We start from the raw sequence: 16653 nt of genomic DNA on the forward strand, positions 1-16653 counted from the left end.
TTTTTGTGACAGGCGAGTGTACTGCCCGCCCATCGGGCTCCTAGGCCCCGCGGAACATGAAGTACACCCCGCCCATCATGCACAGCGCCGCGAACGGCACGAAGACCGACAGCGTGATCATTTCCTGCATGATCTTCAGCTGGCCGACCGTGTAGCCGCCGTGCTCGAAGCCGATGCGGTTGGCGGGCACCTGCAGCAGGTACTCGAACAGGGCGATCCCCCAGCTGATGAGCGCGGCGATGTACCACGGGCTGCCGGCCAGCCTCTTCAGGTGGCCGTACCACGCGAAAGTCATGAACAGGTTGGAGCAGGCCAGCAGAAGGATCGTCTGCACCGAAGCGGGAATGGCGGACCAGGACATCGTCAAGTTATCGAATGGCGGCGTGCGTCTTGTGCACGAGGACGCAGCCTGCGTCGTCGCGGACAAGCCCGCCGGGCTGCTGTGCGTGCCGGGCCGCGGCGAGGACAAGCAGGACTGCCTGGCCGCGCGCGTGCAGTCGCTGTTCGCCGATGCGCTGGTGGTGCATCGTCTGGACATGGCGACCTCGGGCCTGTGCCTCTTCGCACGCGGCGGTGAGGTGCAGCGGCGGCTGAGCCGCGCGTTCGCCGAGCGGCAAGTGGGCAAGACCTACGTCGCGGTGGTCGCGGGGCGGCCGGCGCAGGACGCCGGCGAGATCGACCTGCCGCTGCTGGCCGACTGGCCGAATCGTCCACGGCAGAAGATCGACCAGGAGCACGGCAAGCCCAGCCGCACCCGCTGGCGCGTGCTGGGGCCTGGCCCGATGCCGGGCTCGACCCGCGTCGAACTGGAGCCGGTCACCGGCCGCTCGCACCAGCTGCGCGTGCACCTGCTGGCCATCGGGCATCCCATCCTGGGCGACACGCTCTATGCGCCGGCCGGCATCGCAGCCGCGGCCCCGCGCCTGCTGCTGCACGCGCAGACGCTGGAGCTGGCCCATCCGCTCAGCGGCGAGCCCATGCGCTGGCATGCCCCTGCGCCCTTCTGAACGAAGGCCACCTGCACTAAGCTGGCTTCTCCCGAAAGGAGAGCCGCCATGCACCACCCTGCCCTGCTCTCGCGCCGCGCGGCCACCGCCGCGCTCGTCTTCGCACCTTCGCTGCTGCTCGCGCAAACGCGCCGCCCCACGCCGGCCCAGACCGAAGGCCCGTTCTACCCGGTGAAGCTGCCCGCCGACACCGACAGCGACCTGCTGCAGAACGGCGCGCTGCACTACGCCAAAGGCCAGCCCGCGTGGGTCGATGGCGTCGTCACCGACCTGCAGGGCCGGCCGCTCGCCGGCTCGGTGGTGGAGATCTGGCAGTGCGACCAGGCCGGCCACTACAACCATCCCGGCGACGGCGGCCGGGCCGACCCCGCGTTCCAGGGCTTCGGCCGCGTCACGGTCGGCGCCGATGGCCGCTACCGCTTCCACACCATCCGCCCCGTGCCGTACACCGGCCGCACGCCGCACATCCACCTGAAGGTGAAGCAAGGTGGCCGCGAGCTCCTGACGACGCAGATGTATGTGGAAGGCGACCCGCACAACGAGCGCGACTTCCTCTGGCGAAACCTCGCCGAAGCCGACCGCCGCGCGGTCACCGTGCCTTTCCGGCCGGGCGCCGACGGGCTGCAAGCCAGCTTCCCCATCGCGATCGACGCTTAAGATCGCGCGGATGAGCTCCGCGCATACCGACGACGCCGTCATCGAGGTCGAAGGCCTGGTCTTCGACTACCCCGGCAAGCGTGCGCTGTACGGCGTGAGCATCCGCGTGCCGCGTGGCGCCGTGCTCGCGCTCGTGGGACCCAACGGCGCCGGCAAGAGCACGCTGATGCGCGCCATCGCCGGCCTGGACGAGCCGCTGGAAGGCCGGGTGCGCGTGGCCGGCGTCAGCGTGCTGGACGAGCCGCGCCGCGCGCAGCGGCACCTGGGTTACCTGGGCGACTTCTTCGGCCTGTACGACGAACTGAGCGTGCGCCGCTGCCTGCTGCACGCGGCCAGCGTGCGCGCCGTGGCAGGTGCCGCACTGCACACCGCGGTGGAACGCGCCGCCCGGCGGGTGGGCCTGGCCGACCGCATGGACACGCCGGCCGGCAGCCTGTCGCGCGGCCTGCGCCAGCGGCTGGCCATCGCGCAGGCGCTGGTGCACGAACCGCAGGTCGTGCTGCTGGACGAGCCCGCCGCGGGCCTGGACCCGGAAGCGCGCGCCAGCCTGTCGGCGTTGTTCCGCGCGCTGCAGGCCGAAGGCCGCACGCTGGTCGTGTCCTCGCACATCCTGGCGGAGCTGGAGGAGTACTCCACCCACATGCTCGCGCTGCGCGATGGCCGCGTGGTGCAGTTCACCGAACTGGGCGCCGCGCCCACCGCCGGCGTGCAGCGCCTGCGCATCCGGCTGGCGCACCCATGGCAGCCGCCGCCCGGCTTCTGGCGCGGCCAGGGCGCGGGCCTGCGGGCCGGCGAGCCGGGCCAGCCGCTGGTGATCCGGGTGGACATGCCGGGCCGCGACGAAGGCGCGGCGCGCCTGCTGCGCGCGCTGGTGGAAGCCGGCGCGCCGGTCGCCGAATTCGCCGTGCACCATGAAAGCCTGCAGGAAAGCTACCTGCGGGCCACGCGCGCCGCCGCGCAGGAGGTGACCGCATGAACGCCGAACTCCGCCGCTACGCCTGGCTGGAACTCGGCTGGCACCGCGTGGCGGTCGTGCCGCTGCTGCTGGGGCTGGTCTCGGCCGCCGTCCTCTACTCGGCACCCAACCCCGCCACCACGCTGGCGTGGGGCGCGCTGGGCCTGTTCCTGCTGATGACGGCTGGCTGGGGCGCGATGCGCGCGCTGGCCAGCGTGGCCGAAGAGGTGCGCGACCGCACCTGGGACTTCCAGCGCATGGCGGCGGTGACGCCGGCCGAACTGGCGCTGGGCAAGGTGTTCGGCGCGCCGCTGTTCCAGTGGTACGCGGGCGCATGGTGCCTGGCGGTGCTGGCCATCGCCGGCACGCGCGCCGGCTGGCCGCGCATGGGCAGCATGCTGCTGGGCCTGGTGGCCTGCGCCGTGATGCTGCACGGCTTGGGCGTCGCCGTGTCCGCCGCCGGCGCGCGCACGCGCATCGGCGAGCGCAGCCGCCGCATCGGCGGCCTGCTGCTGGTGCTGACCGTGCTGCAGATGCTGCCGCTGGCGTTCCTCGTCGATCTCAGCGGCGATCGGCAGGCCTTCGTTCGCTGGTGGGGCCGGCCCTGGCCGGTGACCACCTTCGCGGCGGCCTCCGCCGCGCTGTTCGCGGTGTGGGCGGTGCTGGCCGCCTGGCGCGCGATGCTGCGCGAACTGCAGGAGCCCGCGCGCCCCTGGCCCTGGCCGGCATTCGCGCTCTTCGCCGCGGCCTGGGCCGGCGGCATCGCCACGCCGGCGATGGAGCGCATCGGATTCGCGTCCGCCGCCGCCGTCGCCTCGCTGGTATTGACGGTGGGCGCCTACGTGGCCTGCCTGCTGGACCCGCTCACCCGCGTCAGCCTGGCGCGCATGGCGCGGGCTTGGCGGCCGCGGGCGCCGCGCTGGCCGCATCGCGTGCCGCCCTGGGCGATCCACGGTGCGCTGGCCGTGCTGGCCGGCGCCATCGCCCTCCTGACCGGCCGAAGCAATGAACCGCTGCCGGCGCTGGCCCTGGTCGCCGCGCTGATGGCCCTCCGCGACGCGGCCGTGGTCAGCTGCTTCGCGCTGGCGTCGCCGGCACGCTCGGCCGTGGGACGCGCCGTGTTCTACATCGCGTTGGCCGACCTGCTGGTGCCCACGCTCGCCATGGCGGTGGGCCTGCCCGGGCTGGCCCACGCCGTGTTCCCGCCGATGATGCTGGCGGCATCGCCGGGGCAGGCATGGCTGGCGATGGCGGTGCACGCGATGCTGGGATGCGCTGCCCTCGCCTTCCTGGCCATGCGGGCGCGCCGCGCCGACGCCGGACCGGCGGCCTGACGGGCATCGCCGCTACGATGCGGCGATGGACCTCAAGCACCTCACCATCCTCACCGGCGCCTCGCGCGGCATGGGCCTCGCGATCGCGCAGCAACTGCTGCAGGCGGGCCACGACCTGCTGTGCATCTCGCGCAAGACCAACGACGATCTCGCCGCGCTCGCCAAGCCGGGCAACCAGCTGGAGCAATGGCCGCACGACCTGTCGCAGGGCGACACCGCGGCCGCCAAGCTGGAAAGCTGGCTGGCCGCGCGCGGCCCGAGGGGACTGGCCGGCGTCACGCTCATCAACAACGCCGGCGTGCTGGCGGAGATCGCGCCGCTCGCCGACGTGGCCCCCGCCACCATCGAGCAGGCGCTGCGCGTCGGCCTGGAAGCGCCGATGCTGCTGACCGGCGCCTTCCTGCGCGCCACGGCCGGCTGGCCCTGCGCGCGCAAGGTGCTGAACATCTCCTCGGGCCTGGGCCGCCGCGCGATGGGGTCGCAGGCCAGCTACTGCGCGGCCAAGGCGGGCATCGACCACTTCACGCGCTGCGTGGCGCTGGAGGAAGCGGAGCGGACGGACGGCGCCAAGGTGTGCTCGCTGGCGCCGGGCGTCATCGACACCGGCATGCAGGTGCAATTGCGCGGCGCCGACGCCAGCCGCTTCCCCGACATCGGCGGCTTCCAGGCGCTGAAGGACAAGGGCCAGCTCACCTCGCCCCACGACGCGGCGGCGCGCGTCATCGCCTACCTGGCCCGGCCCGATTTCGGCGCCAACTCGGTCGGCGACGTGCGCGACTGAGCCCCACGGAAGGCCGCGCAGGCTCTACCATTGCGCGGGCCAACCAGGAGCTTTTCCCATGAACGACACCACGCCGAACGGCAGCGCGCCGATCTCCTCCCCCCGCGACAGGCTGATGGCCGACCTGAAGGTCGTCATCGCCGACGCGGAGGAACTGCTGAAGATGACCGCCGGCCAGGCGGGCGACAAGGCGGCCGACGTGCGCCAGCGCATCCAGCAGCGCCTGGACAGCGCGCGAGCCGACCTGTCGCGCGTGCAGGAGCAGGCGCTGTCGCAGGCCAAGGAAGCGGGCCGCGCGGCCGACCAGTACGTCCACGAGAACCCGTGGACGGCCGTGGGCATCGGCGCCGGCGTGGGCCTGCTGCTGGGCCTGCTCATCGGCGGCCGCCGCTGAACGTGATGGACGATCCGCGGCCGGGCCTTTTCGCCTCGCTGCGCCGCCTGCTCGACTCCGCCCTGCAGCTGGCGCAGGTGCGCCTGGCGCTGCTGGGCAACGAGCTGGAAGAACAGAAGCTGCGCCTCACGCAGGGGCTGCTGCTCTCGGGCATCGGCGTGGTGTTTCTCGCGCTCGCGTCCGTGATGCTGTGCGGCTTCGTGGTCGTGCTGTTCTGGGACCACCGGCTCGTCGCGCTGGGCGTGCTCACGGCGCTGTTCGGCGCCGTGGGTGCCGCGCTGGTCGTGCAAGGCAGCCGCCGCGTGCGCAGCGCGGGCGAGATGTTCCAGGCCAGCCTGCAGGAACTGGCGCGCGACCGCGCGGGGCTCTTTCCCGGCGAGGAGCCTTGATGGCCCGCGGCTTCGAAGCCATTGCCGAGAGGCGCGCGCAGTTGCTGGTGCGCAGCTCGTACCTGCGCGCAGGCTTCGCTTCGGATGCGAAGGCATTGCAGGCGCCGTTCGCTGCCGCCGATCGCGTGCGCGATGCGGTGCACTGGTGCCGCGAGCGGCCCTATGTGTTCGGCATCGCGGCCGCAGGCGCCGCGCTGTTGCGTCCGCGGCGCGTGCTGTCGCTGGGCTGGCGGGTGTGGGGCGGCTGGAGGATGTGGCGCCAGATCCGCGCCGCTCTCCGTCCCTGAGGTCTTCCTCCTTCTCCCTCTGGGAGAGGGCTGGGGTGAGGGCACGCGAGGCCTTTGATCAAGCACGGCGTCCGGATCAGGCGCCGAAGCGCCCCCACCCTACCCTCCCCCAGAGGGGGAGGGAAAAACCCATCAACCGCCCTGGAACCCGCCCGCGCGATACGTCAACACCAGCGTATCCCGATGCCCGCCTTCCGCCGTCGGCTGGATCGGCGTGGACTCGTGGATCACGCGCTCGTCGTCCAGCAGCAGCAGCGACCAGGGTTCGGCCAACGTGAACCGCAAGCCATTCGGCCCTTCGGCTTCGAACACGCGCGTCTCGCCGCCCTTGATGCCTTCGCGCGCGACCAGGAACACCGCCACCAGGTCGACGCCGTCACGGTGCGCGCCTTCCGGCGTCGGGCGGCCGATGCCGTCGGCGGTATCGATGCGGAACTGGTGCGCTTCCACGTACCAGGGCCTGGCGCCCTTCACTTCGGACGCGACGCGCGCCAGCGACAGCAGCAGCGCCTGCCAGCCTTTCGACGACGAGACCTGCGGCTGTACCGGTTCGAACCAGCGCTGCATGCCGCCGTGCAGCGCGTTGTATTCGACCGGTTGCCAATGCGCGCGGTGCGGGGCTTGCTCGAGATGCACGCCGTCCACGACATAGGACGAGTGACGGCGGCGGCGATAGCGCCCGCCGTCCTTCAGGTACTGGTCGGGCGCGAGGTCGTCCCACGACGCGTTCAGCGCCAGCAGGTCGGCGAGGCTGCAGCCCGCGAGGGAAGCGGTGCCGCGCGCGTCGAGCACGGCGTAGCCGCGCTGGCGAAGGAGGTCGGACGCTTGTTCGGGCGGGGTGCTGGGAGGAGCCAGGAGCATGCGGCGAGCTTAGCAATGCGCCGCGATGCGCTGGCGGAACTGTTCCGATACAGACAAGGAAGCCATGGATTCCCGCCTACGCGGGAATGACGCCTCGGGTGGTCATGGCGGGCGCCACCCGCCCGCGCACCATCTCGGCCTCGGGCTCCGGGTCCGGGTAGTACCAGACCGCGTCCGGGTTCATCTCGCCGTTGACCCGCAGCGAGTAGCAGCTGGCCTGGCCTTTCCACGCGCAGGTGGTCTTGTGGTTGGAGAAGCTGACGTACTTTCGGTCGAGCGCGCTCTCGGGGAAGTGGTGGTTGCCTTCCACCAGCACGGTGTCGTCGCTCTGCGCGATCACCGCGCCGTTCCAGTGGCCTTCATGCTTCGCTCTCTCCTTCAGTCGGGTGCGCGCAGCCAGTGCACGCTGAACAGCCTGCGCTCGTCGGTCCACACGGCGCCGGGCCGGAAGCCGGCCTGCAGGGCCAGCCGCCGCAGGCTGTCGACGGTGAACTTGCACGAATTCTCGGTGTGCAGCGAGAACCCTTCCTCCAGCTCGAATTCCGCGCCGCCCACTTCCACCTGCTGCCGCTTGCGGCTGACCAGGTGCATCTCGATGCGCCGCTCGGCCGCGTTGTAGAACGACGAATGCCAGAAGGCACGGAGGTCGAACCGGCAGCCCAGCTCGCGGTTCGCGCGCGCCAGCAGGTTCAGGTTGAAGGCAGCCGTCACGTCCTGCGCGTCGTTGTACGCGGCGTGCAGCAAGGCGGGATCCTTCACCAGGTCGGCGCCGAGCAGCAGCCCGCCGCCTTGCAGCATCTTCGCCGCCATGCGCAGGAACTGCAGCGCCTCGGCCGGCGTGAAGTTGCCGATGGTCGAGCCGGGGAAGAAGCCCACGCGCGGCGCGCCTTCCAGCGGCGGCGGCAGGTGCACCTGCGCCGTGTAGTCGCCGGTGACCGGCAGCACCAGCAAGCCGGGGTGTTCGCGCTCCAGCTGCGCGGCGGCCTGCTCCAGGTGCTCCCCCGAGATGTCGATCGGCAGGTAGCGGCGCGGCCGCAGGTGATCCAGCAACAGCCGCACCTTGCTGCACGAACCGGCGCCGAACTCCACCAGGTCGCAGCCGCGGCCGATCTCCTCGGCCATCTCGCTCGCGTACGCGGAAAGGATGCCGCGCTCGGTGCGCGTCGGGTAGTACTCGGGCAGGCCGCAGATCAGGTCGAACAGGCGCGAGCCTTCGGCGTCGTAGAAGTACTTGGGCGAGATGGAGTGCACCGGTCCGGCCAGCGCCCGGCGCAGGTCGGCGGCGAAGCCCTCCTCGGGCACGGGTACTTCGACCGGGACGGCGCGCAGGGGCGCGGTGGCGAGGCGGGGACTCATCATGCGGGGCTCCTGGCCAGTCGCAGGCCGGAAAACTGCCAGCGCGCGGCCGGCGGGAAGAAGTTGCGGTACGTCGGGCGCTCGTGGCCGGCGGGCGTCCAGGCGCTGCTGCCGCGCAGCACCAGCTGGCCGACCATGAACTTGCCGTTGTATTCGCCCACGGCGCCGGCCAGCGGCCGGAAGCCCGGATACGGGTCGTACGAGGAGCGCGTCCACTGCCACACGTGGCCGGTCATCTGCGTGATGCCGGGTTTGCCGTACATCGCCTCCCATTCGAACTCGGTGGGCAGCCGCGCGCCGGCCCACTCGGCGCAGGCGCAGGCTTCATAGAAGCTCAGTTGGCTGACCGGTGCCGCGAGGTCCAGCCGCTGCACGCCGGTGGGCCCGAACACTTGCCAATGCACCGACGGCGCGCGCGGGTCGCCCGGCGCCAGCCAGTAGGCCGGCGCCTGCCAGCCTTGCGCCTGCACCGCGGCCCAGCCATCGGACAGCCACAGCGAGGCTTTGGAATAGCCGCCGTCCTCGATGAAGTCCAGGTACTCGCCGCAGGTCACCAGGCGGCTGGCCAGCTCGAAAGGCTGCAGCAGCACGGGATGCCGCGGCGTTTCGTTGTCGAAAGCGAACCGGTCGCCGGCATGCCCCACGTCGACGACGCCGCCCGCATGGGCCAGCCATTCCATCGGTGGCGCATGCCCGGCCAGGCGCAGGCCCGGTTCGGCAGGCTGCCAGGCCGGCAGCAGGGGGCTGCACGAGAACGCGTGCACGATGTCGGTGGCCAGCAGCTCCTGGTGCTGCTGCTCGTGGTTCAGGCCCAGCTCCAGCAGCGGCGCGGCTTCTTCCCAGGTGGCCGAGTTCGCCAGTGCGATGAACGACTGCAGGGCCGCATCCACGTGCGCGCGGTAGGCACGCACCGCATTGAGCGAAGGCCGCGTCAGCAGGCCGCGCTGCGGCCGCGGGTGCCGCGGGCCGAGCGATTCGTAGTACGAGTTGAAGAGCAGCGCATACGCCGGATCGAACACGCGGTACGAAGCATCCAGCGGCCCGAGCACCACCGCTTCGAAGAACCAGGTGGTGTGCGCCAGGTGCCACTTGGTGGGGCTGGCATCGGGCATCGACTGGATGCACTGGTCTTCGGCGGACAAGGACGCGGCCAGCTCGAGCGTGTGGCTGCGCACCTTCGAAAGCCGCCGCGCCAACGCCTGGCGGCTGGGCGGAACCGCGACCGTCTCGCTTCGCGGTGCAGTGGACACGCTGGGCATCGAAGAGCTCCTTCCCGGATGTGCCGTGGAAACTGCGGCGGCCATTACAGCACGCTGCGCCTGAACGGGTGGTGACGCGGGGGCATGTCACTTGCGGTACCGTCGCGCTCGCAAGCGCGCACTACGATGCCGGACCGCAGGAGACCACCATGACCGACCTCGCCACTCTCAAGAACCACCAGTTCCGCCTCGCCCGCCGCCCCGTGGGCACGCCGGTGAAGGAAGACTGGCAGGAAACCACCGAAGCCGTGCAACCGCCGCCGCAGGGCGGGCTCGTGGTGCAGACGCTGGCGCTGTCGCTGGACCCGGCCATGCGAGGCTGGATGAACGAAGGCAAGAGCTACATCGCCCCGGTGGGCATCGGCGAAGTCATGCGCGCGGGCGGCATCGGCCGCGTGGTGGCGTCCAGCCACGCCAAATTTCCCGAAGGCATGCTGGTGTCCGGCGTGTTCGGCGTGCAGTCGTACGCCACGCTCACCGCCGAGCAGGCCGCGAAGACAGGATTGTTTCCGGTGGACACGCGCATGGGCAGCGTCACGCAGTGGCTCAACGTGCTGGGCATGCCGGGCATGACGGCCTACTTCGGCCTGCTCGACGTCGGCCAGCCGCGGCCGGGCGACACGGTGGTGGTGTCCGGCGCGGCGGGCGCCGTCGGCCAGACCGTGGGGCAGCTCGCGCGCATCAAGGGCTGCCGCGTGGTGGGCATCGCCGGCGGCCGCGCCAAATGCGACTGGGTGGTGGGCGAGCTGGGCTTCGACGCCTGCATCGACTACAAGGGCGGCAACGTGCGCGCCGGGCTGAAGGAACACTGCCCCAAGGGCGTGGACGTCTACTTCGACAACGTGGGCGGCGACATCCTGGACGAAGTGCTGGCGAAGCTGGCCATGCACGCGCGCATCGTCATCTGCGGCGCGATCAGCCAGTACAACAACACGACGCCCATCCAGGGCCCGAAGAACTACCTGTCGCTGCTGGTGCATCGCGCGCGCATGCAAGGCATGGTGGTGTTCGACTACGCCGAGCGCTACCCGCAAGCCGTGGCCGAACTGGCCGGGTACCTGAAGGATGGGCGCATGAAGAGCCGGGAAGACGTGGTGCGCGGCCTGGAGAATTTCCCGCAGGCGCTGAACGGCCTGTTCACCGGCGCGAACTTCGGCAAGCTGGTCCTGCAAGTGGCCGACTGAGCCTTCTTCAGTTGGCCGCGATGCGGTCCAGGGCCATGAGCACGGGCGGCAGCCCGGCCTGCGGCCGCTGCGTCTTCTTCCACTCGCCCAGCCGGCTGGGGCTGCCGTCCACGCGGACGAAGTACACCGGCCGCTCGCAGGCCTTCCACTTGTCGCAGAACTGCGGCCAGCGGCGCAGCTGTCCCGGCGACACGTAGAGGTACAGGGGTTCGCCGGTGGCGCCGTCGGGGCGCCGCACCGTCACCGGCTGCGCATGCACCACCGGCGGCGGATCGGCATCGCCGCGCATTTCGAGGCGGCCGTAGATGCCAGGCTGCAAGGGCTTGCCCGTGGTCGCGTTCACCCAGCGTCCGTCCTGCGCCATCGCCTGCGACGCGAGCGCCGCCAATGCCAGCGCCACGGCCGCGCGGCTCAAGCAGCGCCTCCCAATGTGGCGAAAGCCGCGCCCAGCGTGGCGATGCAGACGGCGGCAACGATGCCGGCCTGCAGCCAACGGGCGAAACGCGGCGGCAGGCGGGTGGCGTGGATGAGGTCTTCGGACATGGCTGTGCGGTGAGTGGCGTTTTGTAGCCATGGCTTGCCGCTGAGCGTGTAGGCCGTCCGGAAACGTGCGCGGCACATCATCGCGTGACCGCGTAGGACAGCGCGCACATGCGCGACCGTGGCACGCGGCTTGCCATATCGGCGGCATGGAGCGCCAGCACGACGCCCTCGCCGAGACCATCCGCCGCCAGGCCGTTCCCTTCGGGGACGAACTGCCGGCCAGATTGCTTCAGGCCATCTCCCAACGCCGCCTTGCCCTGCTGGGCGAAGCCAGCCACGGCACGCACGAGTTCTACGAGCTTCGTGCCCGCATCACACGCGAACTGGTCGAACACCATGGCTGCCGCGCCGTGGTGATCGAAGGCGACTGGCCCGATGCCTGGCGCATCAACCGCTGGGCGCGCGGGCTCGATGACGGCAGCATCGACGAAGCACTGGCGGGTTTCGAGCGTTTTCCGACCTGGATGTGGCGAAACACCGTGGTGCGCGGTTTCGCGCAATGGCTGCGCGAGCACAACCGCGGCAAGCCGCCGTGGGAACAGACCGGCGTGTACGGCATGGACTTGTACAGCCTGTTCGCTTCAGTGCGCGAGGTGCTGGCCTATCTCGACAAGGCGGACCCCGATGCCGCCCGGCGCGCACGGCGGCGGTATGCCTGCTTCGACCACTTCCAGCAGAACCTGCAGGCCTACGGCTACGCCGCGGGGTTCGGCACCGGCTTCAGCTGCGAGGACGCGGTGGTGGCGCAACTGACCGACCTGCTGCGCCACCAGCTTCCCGCGGACGACGGCGACCCGGACGACCTGTTCCACGCGCGGCAGAACGCGCGCCTGGTGCGCAATGCCGAGCAGTACTACCGCGCGATGTTCCGCGGCCGCGCGTCGTCATGGAACCTGCGCGACCTGCACATGGCCGACACGCTGGAAGCCCTGGACAAGCACCTGCGCGATCGCACCGGCGAGAGGCCCCGCATCGCCGTGTGGGCGCACAACTCGCACCTGGGCGATGCCAGCACCACCGGCATGACCGAGCAAGGCGAATGGAACGTGGGCGAACTCGCGCGCAAGCGCTGGCCGGGCGAGGTGTTCCTGCTCGGTTTCACCACGCACGAGGGCACGGTGCGCGCGGCGTCGGAATGGGACGAGCCGGCGCAGGTCAAGCGGGTGCGCCCCGCGCTGCCGGGCAGCTGGGAACTGATGTTCCATCAAACCGGGTTGCCGCGGTTCGCGTTGCTGCCCGATGAGGAGCTGCGCGAGCGCATGGACACGCCGCTGCTGGAGCGCGCCATCGGCGTGATCTACCTGCCGGAGACCGAACGCCGCAGCCACTACTTCACGGCGCGGCTGGGTGCGCAGTTCGATGCGGTGATCCACGTCGACACGACGACCGCGCTGCAATCGCTGCCGGAGCACGACGTACCGGTCGACGAGCCGGTCGAGGTGCCGGAAACCTATCCCTCGGCGGTATAGGCGCTACACGCCGCCGTGCGGATGCGTGGGGTCGACCCACAGCACCGTTTCCGGCTTTTCTACCGGCTCGATGTCCAAGTTGACCGCCACGGCCTGCCCGTCGCTGCGGCACAGCACGCACTCCAGCACCTCGGTGGGGCTGGCGTTGATCTCCTGGTGCGGCACATATGGCGGCACGTAGATGAAGTCGCCGGGCCCGGCCTCGGCCGTGAATTCCAGGTGCTCGCCCCAGCGCATGCGCGCGCGGCCCTTGACGACGTAGATCACGCTTTCCAGGTGGCCGTGGTGGTGGGCGCCGGTCTTCGCGTTGGCGTGGATCGTCACAGTGCCCGCCCACAGCTTCTGCGCGCCGACTCTCGCGAAGTTGATCGCGGCCTTGCGGTCCATGCCCGGGGTGGAGGGCACGTTGCCGTCGAGCTGGTTGCCGGGGATCACCCGCACGCCGTCGTGCTTCCAGCGCGCGTCGTCTTCGCCGTGGTCGTGCGAGTGGTCGTGATTGTGGTGATCGTGGGCCATATGAAAGTACAGGCTACCACTTTGGGGACGGCGGAAAAAGCGGACTCCCTTACGCAGAGGACGCGGAGGTTTCGCAGAGGACGCAGAGTTTCTGAATGGAAGTCGATGAGATTACGCGTGAAGTGATTGGGGCTGCGATGGACGTGCACCGGGCGTTCGGGGTCGGGCTGTTGGAGAGCGCGTATGCAGCAGCGCTGGCACACGAACTCGAACTGAGAGGTCTGCGGTTCGCGCGTGAGGTGCCGATAGCAGCCACCTACAAAGGGATTTCGGTTGGGGTGGGCTATCGAGCAGATTTCATCGTTGAGGACTCCATCGTCCTGGAACTCAAGGCAGTCGAAGTGCTGTTACCCACACACAGAGCTCAACTGCTTTCATACCTTCGCTTGGCCGACTTCAAGCTCGGCTTGCTGATCAACTTTCACGACGCCCCGCTCACCCGCGGCATCCGTCGCGTGGTGAACAACCTCTGAATCCTCTGCGAACTCCGCGAAACCTCCGCGTCCTCTGCGTAAGGGAGTCCGCCCTCACGCGTAGCGCGAACGCGCGAGCGCCGCGCCCGCTGCCAGCGCCTGCAATTTCTTCAGCGCGACTTCCCGGTCCATCGGCGCCAGGCCGCAGTTGGTGCAGGGGATGAGCCGCTCGCGGGCCACGAACTGCAGCGCCTTGCCGATGGTGTCGGCCACCTGCTCGGGCGTTTCCACCTCGTCGCTGGCCACGTCGATCACGCCCACCATCACGTCCTTGCCGGCCAGCAGCTTCATCAGCTCCGGCGGCACGTGCGAGTGAAAGCACTCCAGGCTCACCTGCTGGATGCTGCTGCGCGCCAGCGCGGGGAACACCTCTTCGTACTGCCGCCACTGCTCGCCCAGCGTGTTCTTCCAGTCGATGTTGGCTTGGATGCCATAGCCGTAGCAGATGTGCACGGCGGTCGTGCACGCCAGTCCTTGCGCCGCGCGCTCCAGCGCCTTCACGCCCCAGTCGGCCGCTTCCTTCATGTACACGTTGAATGCGGGCTCGTCGAACTGGATCACGTCCACGCCGTCGGCCTGCAGCGCCAGCGCTTCCTGGTTCAGCAGCTCGGCGAAAGCCATCGCCATCTTCACGCGGTCGCCGTAGAAGCGGTCGGCCACCGTGTCCACGATGGTCATCGGGCCTGGCAACGTGAACTTCAGCTTGCGCTTCGTGTGCGCTCGGGCCAGCTGTGCCTCGAACGCATGCACGCGCCCTTTCAGGCGCAGCGGCGCCACCACCTGCGGCACCATCGCGTCGTAGCGGTTGTTGCGGATGCCCATCTTCACCTTGTGCTCGAAGTCGATGCCCTCGACGCGCTCCAGGAAGCCGTGCACGAAGTGCTGGCGCGACTGCTCGCCGTCGCCCACGATGTCCAGCCCCGCGTCTTCCTGCGCCTTGATCCACATCAGCGTGGCGTCGGCCTTGGCTTCGAGCAGCGCGTCGCCTTCGGCCTTCCATTGCGGCCACAGCTTGTGGGTCTCGGCCAGCCACGAAGGCTTGGGCAGGCTGCCTGCGATGGCGGTGGGGAACATGCGGTCTCCTGAGGGTTGCTCAATGTTGGCGCGTGGATCATCCCACGGCGCCCGGGGGCGCAGCCGGTTGCATCCGGCCGCGGATTCCCTTACCGTTGCCGCCGTCCAATACCGGGGGTTCTTCCATGTCCAGACGCTGGCTTCTCGCCGTCCTCGTCCTGCTCGCCACGTCGGCCCAAGCCAACCCGCCGGAGAAGTGGGGCTTCGTCGAACTCGATGCCGCCATGGCGCAGGCCAAGGAACAGAACAAGCCCGTGTTCCTGCTGTTCGGTTTCCAGAACTGCCCGTGGTGCGAGTACATGTACCGCACGTCCATGCGCGACGACGAGATGCGCGAGATGTTCCAGCGCAGCGTGGTGCTGGCCTACTTCGACACGCGGGCGCGCCCCAACGGCGCCATGGTCAGCCTCCCCGAGGGAGGCCAGGTGACCAATGCCGAATTCGTGAAGCGCTTCAAGGCCTACCCCACGCCTTCGTGGCTGTACCTCACGCCCACCGGCGAAGTCCTGGGCGGCAACCGCAACGCCAAGACCACCGCGCGCGAACTGAAGTTCGAGCTGGAGAAAGTCCTGGCCGCGCGCAAGTAGCGGCGTCAGCGCAGCTCGGCGAGCGCCACGGTGTGGCGGATCGATTCGTCCTGCGGGCGGGCGGCGCGGGCCACCGACTGGTCGAGCACGGAAAGGGCCGGCGGTGCACTCATCGCCCGGCAGCTCCGCACAAGCATGGCCACCGGGCGGTGCGCCGCGATAATTCCTGCATGGCTGATCCGACCACCTCCGCCCGCCCCCGTGTCGTCGTCGTCGGCTGCGGGTTCGGCGGGCTGGAAGCAGTGAAGGCCATGGACGGCGCGGCGGTGGACATCACGCTGGTGGACCGCACCAACCACCACCTGTTCCAGCCGCTTCTGTACCAGGTGGCCACCGCGGGCCTGTCCGCGCCGGCCATCGCGGCCCCGGTGCGCCACCTGTTCCGCAAGCAGGCCAACGTCACCACGCTGCTGGGCGAGGTTACGCACGTGGACGCGGCGGCGCGCGTGGTGCGCCTGAAAGACCACGGCGACCTGCCCTACGACCACCTCATCGTCGCGGCTGGCGCCACGCACAGCTACTTCGGCCGCGACGACTGGGCGCCGCTCGCGCCGGGCCTGAAGACACTCGACGACGCATTCGAGATCCGCCGCCGCATCCTGCTGGCGTTCGAGACCGCGGAGAAGGAAGCCAACCCGGCGCGCCGGGAAGCGTGGATGACGTTCGTCGTGATCGGCGGCGGCCCCACCGGCGTGGAGATGGCGGGCACGCTGGCGGAGATCGCGCGCCAGACGCTGCCCGGCGAGTTCCGCCGCATCGACCCCGCCAGCGCGCGCGTGCTGCTGGTGGAAGGCAGCCCGCACGTGCTGCAGTCCATGCCGGACGACCTGAGCATGAACGCGCGGGAGCAGCTGACCCGGCTGGGCGTGGACGTGCGCACCGACGCGCGCGTGACGACCATCGACGCGCACGGCCTGCAGGTGCAGCCCACCGAAGGCGAGCCTTACCGCATCGAAAGCCGCTGCATCGTGTGGGCCGCGGGCGTGGTGGCATCGCCTTTGGGCAAGGCCGTCGCGCAATCCACCGGCGCGCAGTTGGACCGTGCGGGACGCGTGATCGTCGAACCCGACCTCAGCCTGCCCGCCCACCCCGAGATCAGCGTGGTGGGCGACCTGGCCGCCGCGAAAAGCCACGTGCCCGGCCGCGAGCCGCAGCCCGTGCCGGGCGTGTCACCCGCGGCCAAGCAGATGGGCCGCACGGCCGCCGCCAACCTGCTCGCGCGCATCGCGGGCCGCCCCACGAGAGCCTTCCGCTACCGCGACTACGGCAACCTGGCCACCATCGGCCGCAACGCCGCGGTGGTGGACCTCACCACGCCCCTGGGCCACCTGAAGTTCAGCGGCTACCCCGCGTGGCTGTTCTGGCTGTTCGCCCACGTGTACTTCCTCATCGGCTTTCGCAACCGCCTCGTGGTGCTGATCGACTGGGCTTCGGCGTACTGGAGCAAGCAACGCTACGCGCGCGTGGTCAGCCACATCGAGCCCTCGCGAACACGCCCATAAAAAAGAAACCGCGCCGGGGCGCGGT

22 protein-coding genes are annotated in these 16653 nt (G+C 70.2%); 13 read left to right on the plus strand and 9 right to left on the minus strand.

What is annotated here, in order from left to right; genetic code table 11:
• Window positions 1-40: 40 nt before the first annotated feature.
• Window positions 41-361 (minus strand): DMT family protein, encoded by a 321-nt coding sequence (locus EZ216_RS17840; protein ID WP_135251144.1) that lies wholly within the window; start codon window positions 359-361, stop codon window positions 41-43.
• Between EZ216_RS17840 and EZ216_RS17845 the strand changes: the two genes are divergently transcribed.
• Genes EZ216_RS17845 through EZ216_RS17880 form a run of 8 tightly spaced genes read left to right on the plus strand, consistent with a single transcriptional unit; the run spans window position 345 to window position 5804 of the window.
• Window positions 345-1007 carry an RluA family pseudouridine synthase gene (locus EZ216_RS17845; protein ID WP_135251145.1) on the plus strand — a complete coding sequence of 221 codons (663 nt, stop codon included), beginning with the start codon at window positions 345-347 and terminating at the stop codon, window positions 1005-1007. The two genes, EZ216_RS17840 and EZ216_RS17845, sit on opposite strands and share 17 nt — an antisense overlap.
• A gap of 48 nt (window positions 1008-1055) precedes the next feature.
• Window positions 1056-1664 (plus strand): dioxygenase family protein, encoded by a 609-nt coding sequence (locus EZ216_RS17850; RefSeq protein WP_135251146.1) that lies wholly within the window; start codon window positions 1056-1058, stop codon window positions 1662-1664.
• Between the two features lie 10 nt (window positions 1665-1674).
• The gene (locus EZ216_RS17855; RefSeq protein ID WP_135251147.1) at window positions 1675-2640 is read left to right on the plus strand and encodes an ABC transporter ATP-binding protein; all 966 of its coding nucleotides are present in this window, start codon (window positions 1675-1677) and stop codon (window positions 2638-2640) included.
• The gene (locus tag EZ216_RS17860; RefSeq protein WP_135251148.1) at window positions 2637-3953 is read left to right on the plus strand and encodes a hypothetical protein; all 1317 of its coding nucleotides are present in this window, start codon (window positions 2637-2639) and stop codon (window positions 3951-3953) included. The genes EZ216_RS17855 and EZ216_RS17860 overlap by 4 nt, the downstream gene beginning before the upstream one ends.
• Window positions 3954-3978: 25 nt before the next feature.
• Window positions 3979-4734: an SDR family NAD(P)-dependent oxidoreductase gene (locus EZ216_RS17865; protein ID WP_135251149.1), complete on the plus strand. Its 756-nt coding sequence runs from the start codon at window positions 3979-3981 to the stop codon at window positions 4732-4734.
• Window positions 4735-4792: 58 nt separating this feature from the next.
• Window positions 4793-5128 (plus strand): ElaB/YgaM/YqjD family protein, encoded by a 336-nt coding sequence (locus EZ216_RS17870; protein ID WP_135251150.1) that lies wholly within the window; start codon window positions 4793-4795, stop codon window positions 5126-5128.
• Between the two features lie 5 nt (window positions 5129-5133).
• Window positions 5134-5517, plus strand: coding sequence for a phage holin family protein (locus tag EZ216_RS17875; RefSeq protein ID WP_135251151.1), 384 nt, complete (start codon window positions 5134-5136; stop codon window positions 5515-5517).
• Window positions 5517-5804 carry a YqjK family protein gene (locus EZ216_RS17880; RefSeq protein WP_135251152.1) on the plus strand — a complete coding sequence of 96 codons (288 nt, stop codon included), beginning with the start codon at window positions 5517-5519 and terminating at the stop codon, window positions 5802-5804. The genes EZ216_RS17875 and EZ216_RS17880 overlap by 1 nt, the downstream gene beginning before the upstream one ends.
• Window positions 5805-5936: 132 nt before the next feature.
• Here EZ216_RS17880 and EZ216_RS17885 read toward each other — a convergent pair whose 3' ends face one another.
• The 4 genes from EZ216_RS17885 to egtB all read right to left on the minus strand — a co-directional run bounded on the left by EZ216_RS17885 (window position 5937) and on the right by egtB (window position 9280).
• Window positions 5937-6665, minus strand: a complete 729-nt coding sequence (locus EZ216_RS17885) for a 2OG-Fe dioxygenase family protein (protein ID WP_135251153.1) — start codon at window positions 6663-6665, stop codon at window positions 5937-5939.
• Between the two features lie 76 nt (window positions 6666-6741).
• The gene (locus EZ216_RS17890) at window positions 6742-7047 is read right to left on the minus strand and encodes a DUF427 domain-containing protein (protein ID WP_135251303.1); all 306 of its coding nucleotides are present in this window, start codon (window positions 7045-7047) and stop codon (window positions 6742-6744) included.
• On the minus strand, window positions 7044-8024 hold the full coding sequence (gene egtD / locus EZ216_RS17895; protein WP_135251154.1) for an L-histidine N(alpha)-methyltransferase: 981 nt from the start codon (window positions 8022-8024) through the stop codon (window positions 7044-7046). Before egtD ends, EZ216_RS17890 begins: the two co-directional genes overlap by 4 nt.
• Complete coding sequence (egtB, locus tag EZ216_RS17900) at window positions 8021-9280, minus strand: ergothioneine biosynthesis protein EgtB (RefSeq protein WP_135251155.1); 1260 nt, start codon at window positions 9278-9280, stop codon at window positions 8021-8023. Before egtB ends, egtD begins: the two co-directional genes overlap by 4 nt.
• Before the next feature lie 149 nt (window positions 9281-9429).
• Here egtB and EZ216_RS17905 point away from each other — a divergent pair, with 149 nt between their 5' ends.
• Complete coding sequence (locus EZ216_RS17905; RefSeq protein ID WP_135251156.1) at window positions 9430-10464, plus strand: NADP-dependent oxidoreductase; 1035 nt, start codon at window positions 9430-9432, stop codon at window positions 10462-10464.
• A gap of 7 nt (window positions 10465-10471) precedes the next feature.
• On the opposite strand, the gene EZ216_RS17910 is transcribed toward EZ216_RS17905, so the two are convergent.
• Complete coding sequence (locus tag EZ216_RS17910) at window positions 10472-10879, minus strand: hypothetical protein (protein ID WP_135251157.1); 408 nt, start codon at window positions 10877-10879, stop codon at window positions 10472-10474.
• Window positions 10876-11007: a hypothetical protein gene (locus EZ216_RS22015; RefSeq protein WP_275405159.1), complete on the minus strand. Its 132-nt coding sequence runs from the start codon at window positions 11005-11007 to the stop codon at window positions 10876-10878. Before EZ216_RS22015 ends, EZ216_RS17910 begins: the two co-directional genes overlap by 4 nt.
• A 146-nt stretch (window positions 11008-11153) precedes the next feature.
• On the opposite strand from EZ216_RS22015, the gene EZ216_RS17915 reads away from it, so the two are divergent.
• Window positions 11154-12476, plus strand: coding sequence for an erythromycin esterase family protein (locus EZ216_RS17915; RefSeq protein ID WP_135251158.1), 1323 nt, complete (start codon window positions 11154-11156; stop codon window positions 12474-12476).
• Window positions 12477-12479: 3 nt separating this feature from the next.
• Here EZ216_RS17915 and EZ216_RS17920 read toward each other — a convergent pair whose 3' ends face one another.
• Window positions 12480-12992: a cupin domain-containing protein gene (locus EZ216_RS17920; RefSeq protein WP_135251159.1), complete on the minus strand. Its 513-nt coding sequence runs from the start codon at window positions 12990-12992 to the stop codon at window positions 12480-12482.
• A gap of 95 nt (window positions 12993-13087) precedes the next feature.
• On the opposite strand from EZ216_RS17920, the gene EZ216_RS17925 reads away from it, so the two are divergent.
• Complete coding sequence (locus EZ216_RS17925) at window positions 13088-13465, plus strand: GxxExxY protein (RefSeq protein ID WP_135251160.1); 378 nt, start codon at window positions 13088-13090, stop codon at window positions 13463-13465.
• A 54-nt stretch (window positions 13466-13519) separates the two neighbouring features.
• On the opposite strand, the gene EZ216_RS17930 is transcribed toward EZ216_RS17925, so the two are convergent.
• Window positions 13520-14539 (minus strand): methionine synthase, encoded by a 1020-nt coding sequence (locus EZ216_RS17930; RefSeq protein ID WP_135251161.1) that lies wholly within the window; start codon window positions 14537-14539, stop codon window positions 13520-13522.
• Window positions 14540-14664: 125 nt separating this feature from the next.
• On the opposite strand from EZ216_RS17930, the gene EZ216_RS17935 reads away from it, so the two are divergent.
• Window positions 14665-15126, plus strand: a complete 462-nt coding sequence (locus EZ216_RS17935; RefSeq protein WP_135251162.1) for a thioredoxin family protein — start codon at window positions 14665-14667, stop codon at window positions 15124-15126.
• A 170-nt stretch (window positions 15127-15296) separates the two neighbouring features.
• Window positions 15297-16628: an NAD(P)/FAD-dependent oxidoreductase gene (locus EZ216_RS17940; protein ID WP_135251163.1), complete on the plus strand. Its 1332-nt coding sequence runs from the start codon at window positions 15297-15299 to the stop codon at window positions 16626-16628.
• Window positions 16629-16653 lie beyond the last annotated feature (25 nt).

The sequence above is a fragment of the Ramlibacter humi genome (genome assembly GCF_004681975.1).
Taxonomy (GTDB): Bacteria; Pseudomonadota; Gammaproteobacteria; order Burkholderiales; family Burkholderiaceae_C; genus Ramlibacter; species Ramlibacter humi.

Coding starts and splice junctions, on each gene's coding strand:
- EZ216_RS17845 (WP_135251145.1), top strand. CDS start 345: ATGGCGGACCAGGACATCGTCAAGTTATCGAATGGCGGCGTGCGTCTT.
- EZ216_RS17840 (WP_135251144.1), bottom strand. CDS start 361: ATGTCCTGGTCCGCCATTCCCGCTTCGGTGCAGACGATCCTTCTGCTG.
- EZ216_RS17850 (WP_135251146.1), top strand. CDS start 1,056: ATGCACCACCCTGCCCTGCTCTCGCGCCGCGCGGCCACCGCCGCGCTC.
- EZ216_RS17855 (WP_135251147.1), top strand. CDS start 1,675: ATGAGCTCCGCGCATACCGACGACGCCGTCATCGAGGTCGAAGGCCTG.
- EZ216_RS17860 (WP_135251148.1), top strand. CDS start 2,637: ATGAACGCCGAACTCCGCCGCTACGCCTGGCTGGAACTCGGCTGGCAC.
- EZ216_RS17865 (WP_135251149.1), top strand. CDS start 3,979: ATGGACCTCAAGCACCTCACCATCCTCACCGGCGCCTCGCGCGGCATG.
- EZ216_RS17870 (WP_135251150.1), top strand. CDS start 4,793: ATGAACGACACCACGCCGAACGGCAGCGCGCCGATCTCCTCCCCCCGC.
- EZ216_RS17875 (WP_135251151.1), top strand. CDS start 5,134: ATGGACGATCCGCGGCCGGGCCTTTTCGCCTCGCTGCGCCGCCTGCTC.
- EZ216_RS17880 (WP_135251152.1), top strand. CDS start 5,517: ATGGCCCGCGGCTTCGAAGCCATTGCCGAGAGGCGCGCGCAGTTGCTG.
- EZ216_RS17885 (WP_135251153.1), bottom strand. CDS start 6,665: ATGCTCCTGGCTCCTCCCAGCACCCCGCCCGAACAAGCGTCCGACCTC.
- egtD (WP_135251154.1), bottom strand. CDS start 8,024: ATGATGAGTCCCCGCCTCGCCACCGCGCCCCTGCGCGCCGTCCCGGTC.
- egtB (WP_135251155.1), bottom strand. CDS start 9,280: ATGCCCAGCGTGTCCACTGCACCGCGAAGCGAGACGGTCGCGGTTCCG.
- EZ216_RS17905 (WP_135251156.1), top strand. CDS start 9,430: ATGACCGACCTCGCCACTCTCAAGAACCACCAGTTCCGCCTCGCCCGC.
- EZ216_RS22015 (WP_275405159.1), bottom strand. CDS start 11,007: ATGTCCGAAGACCTCATCCACGCCACCCGCCTGCCGCCGCGTTTCGCC.
- EZ216_RS17915 (WP_135251158.1), top strand. CDS start 11,154: ATGGAGCGCCAGCACGACGCCCTCGCCGAGACCATCCGCCGCCAGGCC.
- EZ216_RS17920 (WP_135251159.1), bottom strand. CDS start 12,992: ATGGCCCACGATCACCACAATCACGACCACTCGCACGACCACGGCGAA.
- EZ216_RS17925 (WP_135251160.1), top strand. CDS start 13,088: ATGGAAGTCGATGAGATTACGCGTGAAGTGATTGGGGCTGCGATGGAC.
- EZ216_RS17930 (WP_135251161.1), bottom strand. CDS start 14,539: ATGTTCCCCACCGCCATCGCAGGCAGCCTGCCCAAGCCTTCGTGGCTG.
- EZ216_RS17935 (WP_135251162.1), top strand. CDS start 14,665: ATGTCCAGACGCTGGCTTCTCGCCGTCCTCGTCCTGCTCGCCACGTCG.
- EZ216_RS17940 (WP_135251163.1), top strand. CDS start 15,297: ATGGCTGATCCGACCACCTCCGCCCGCCCCCGTGTCGTCGTCGTCGGC.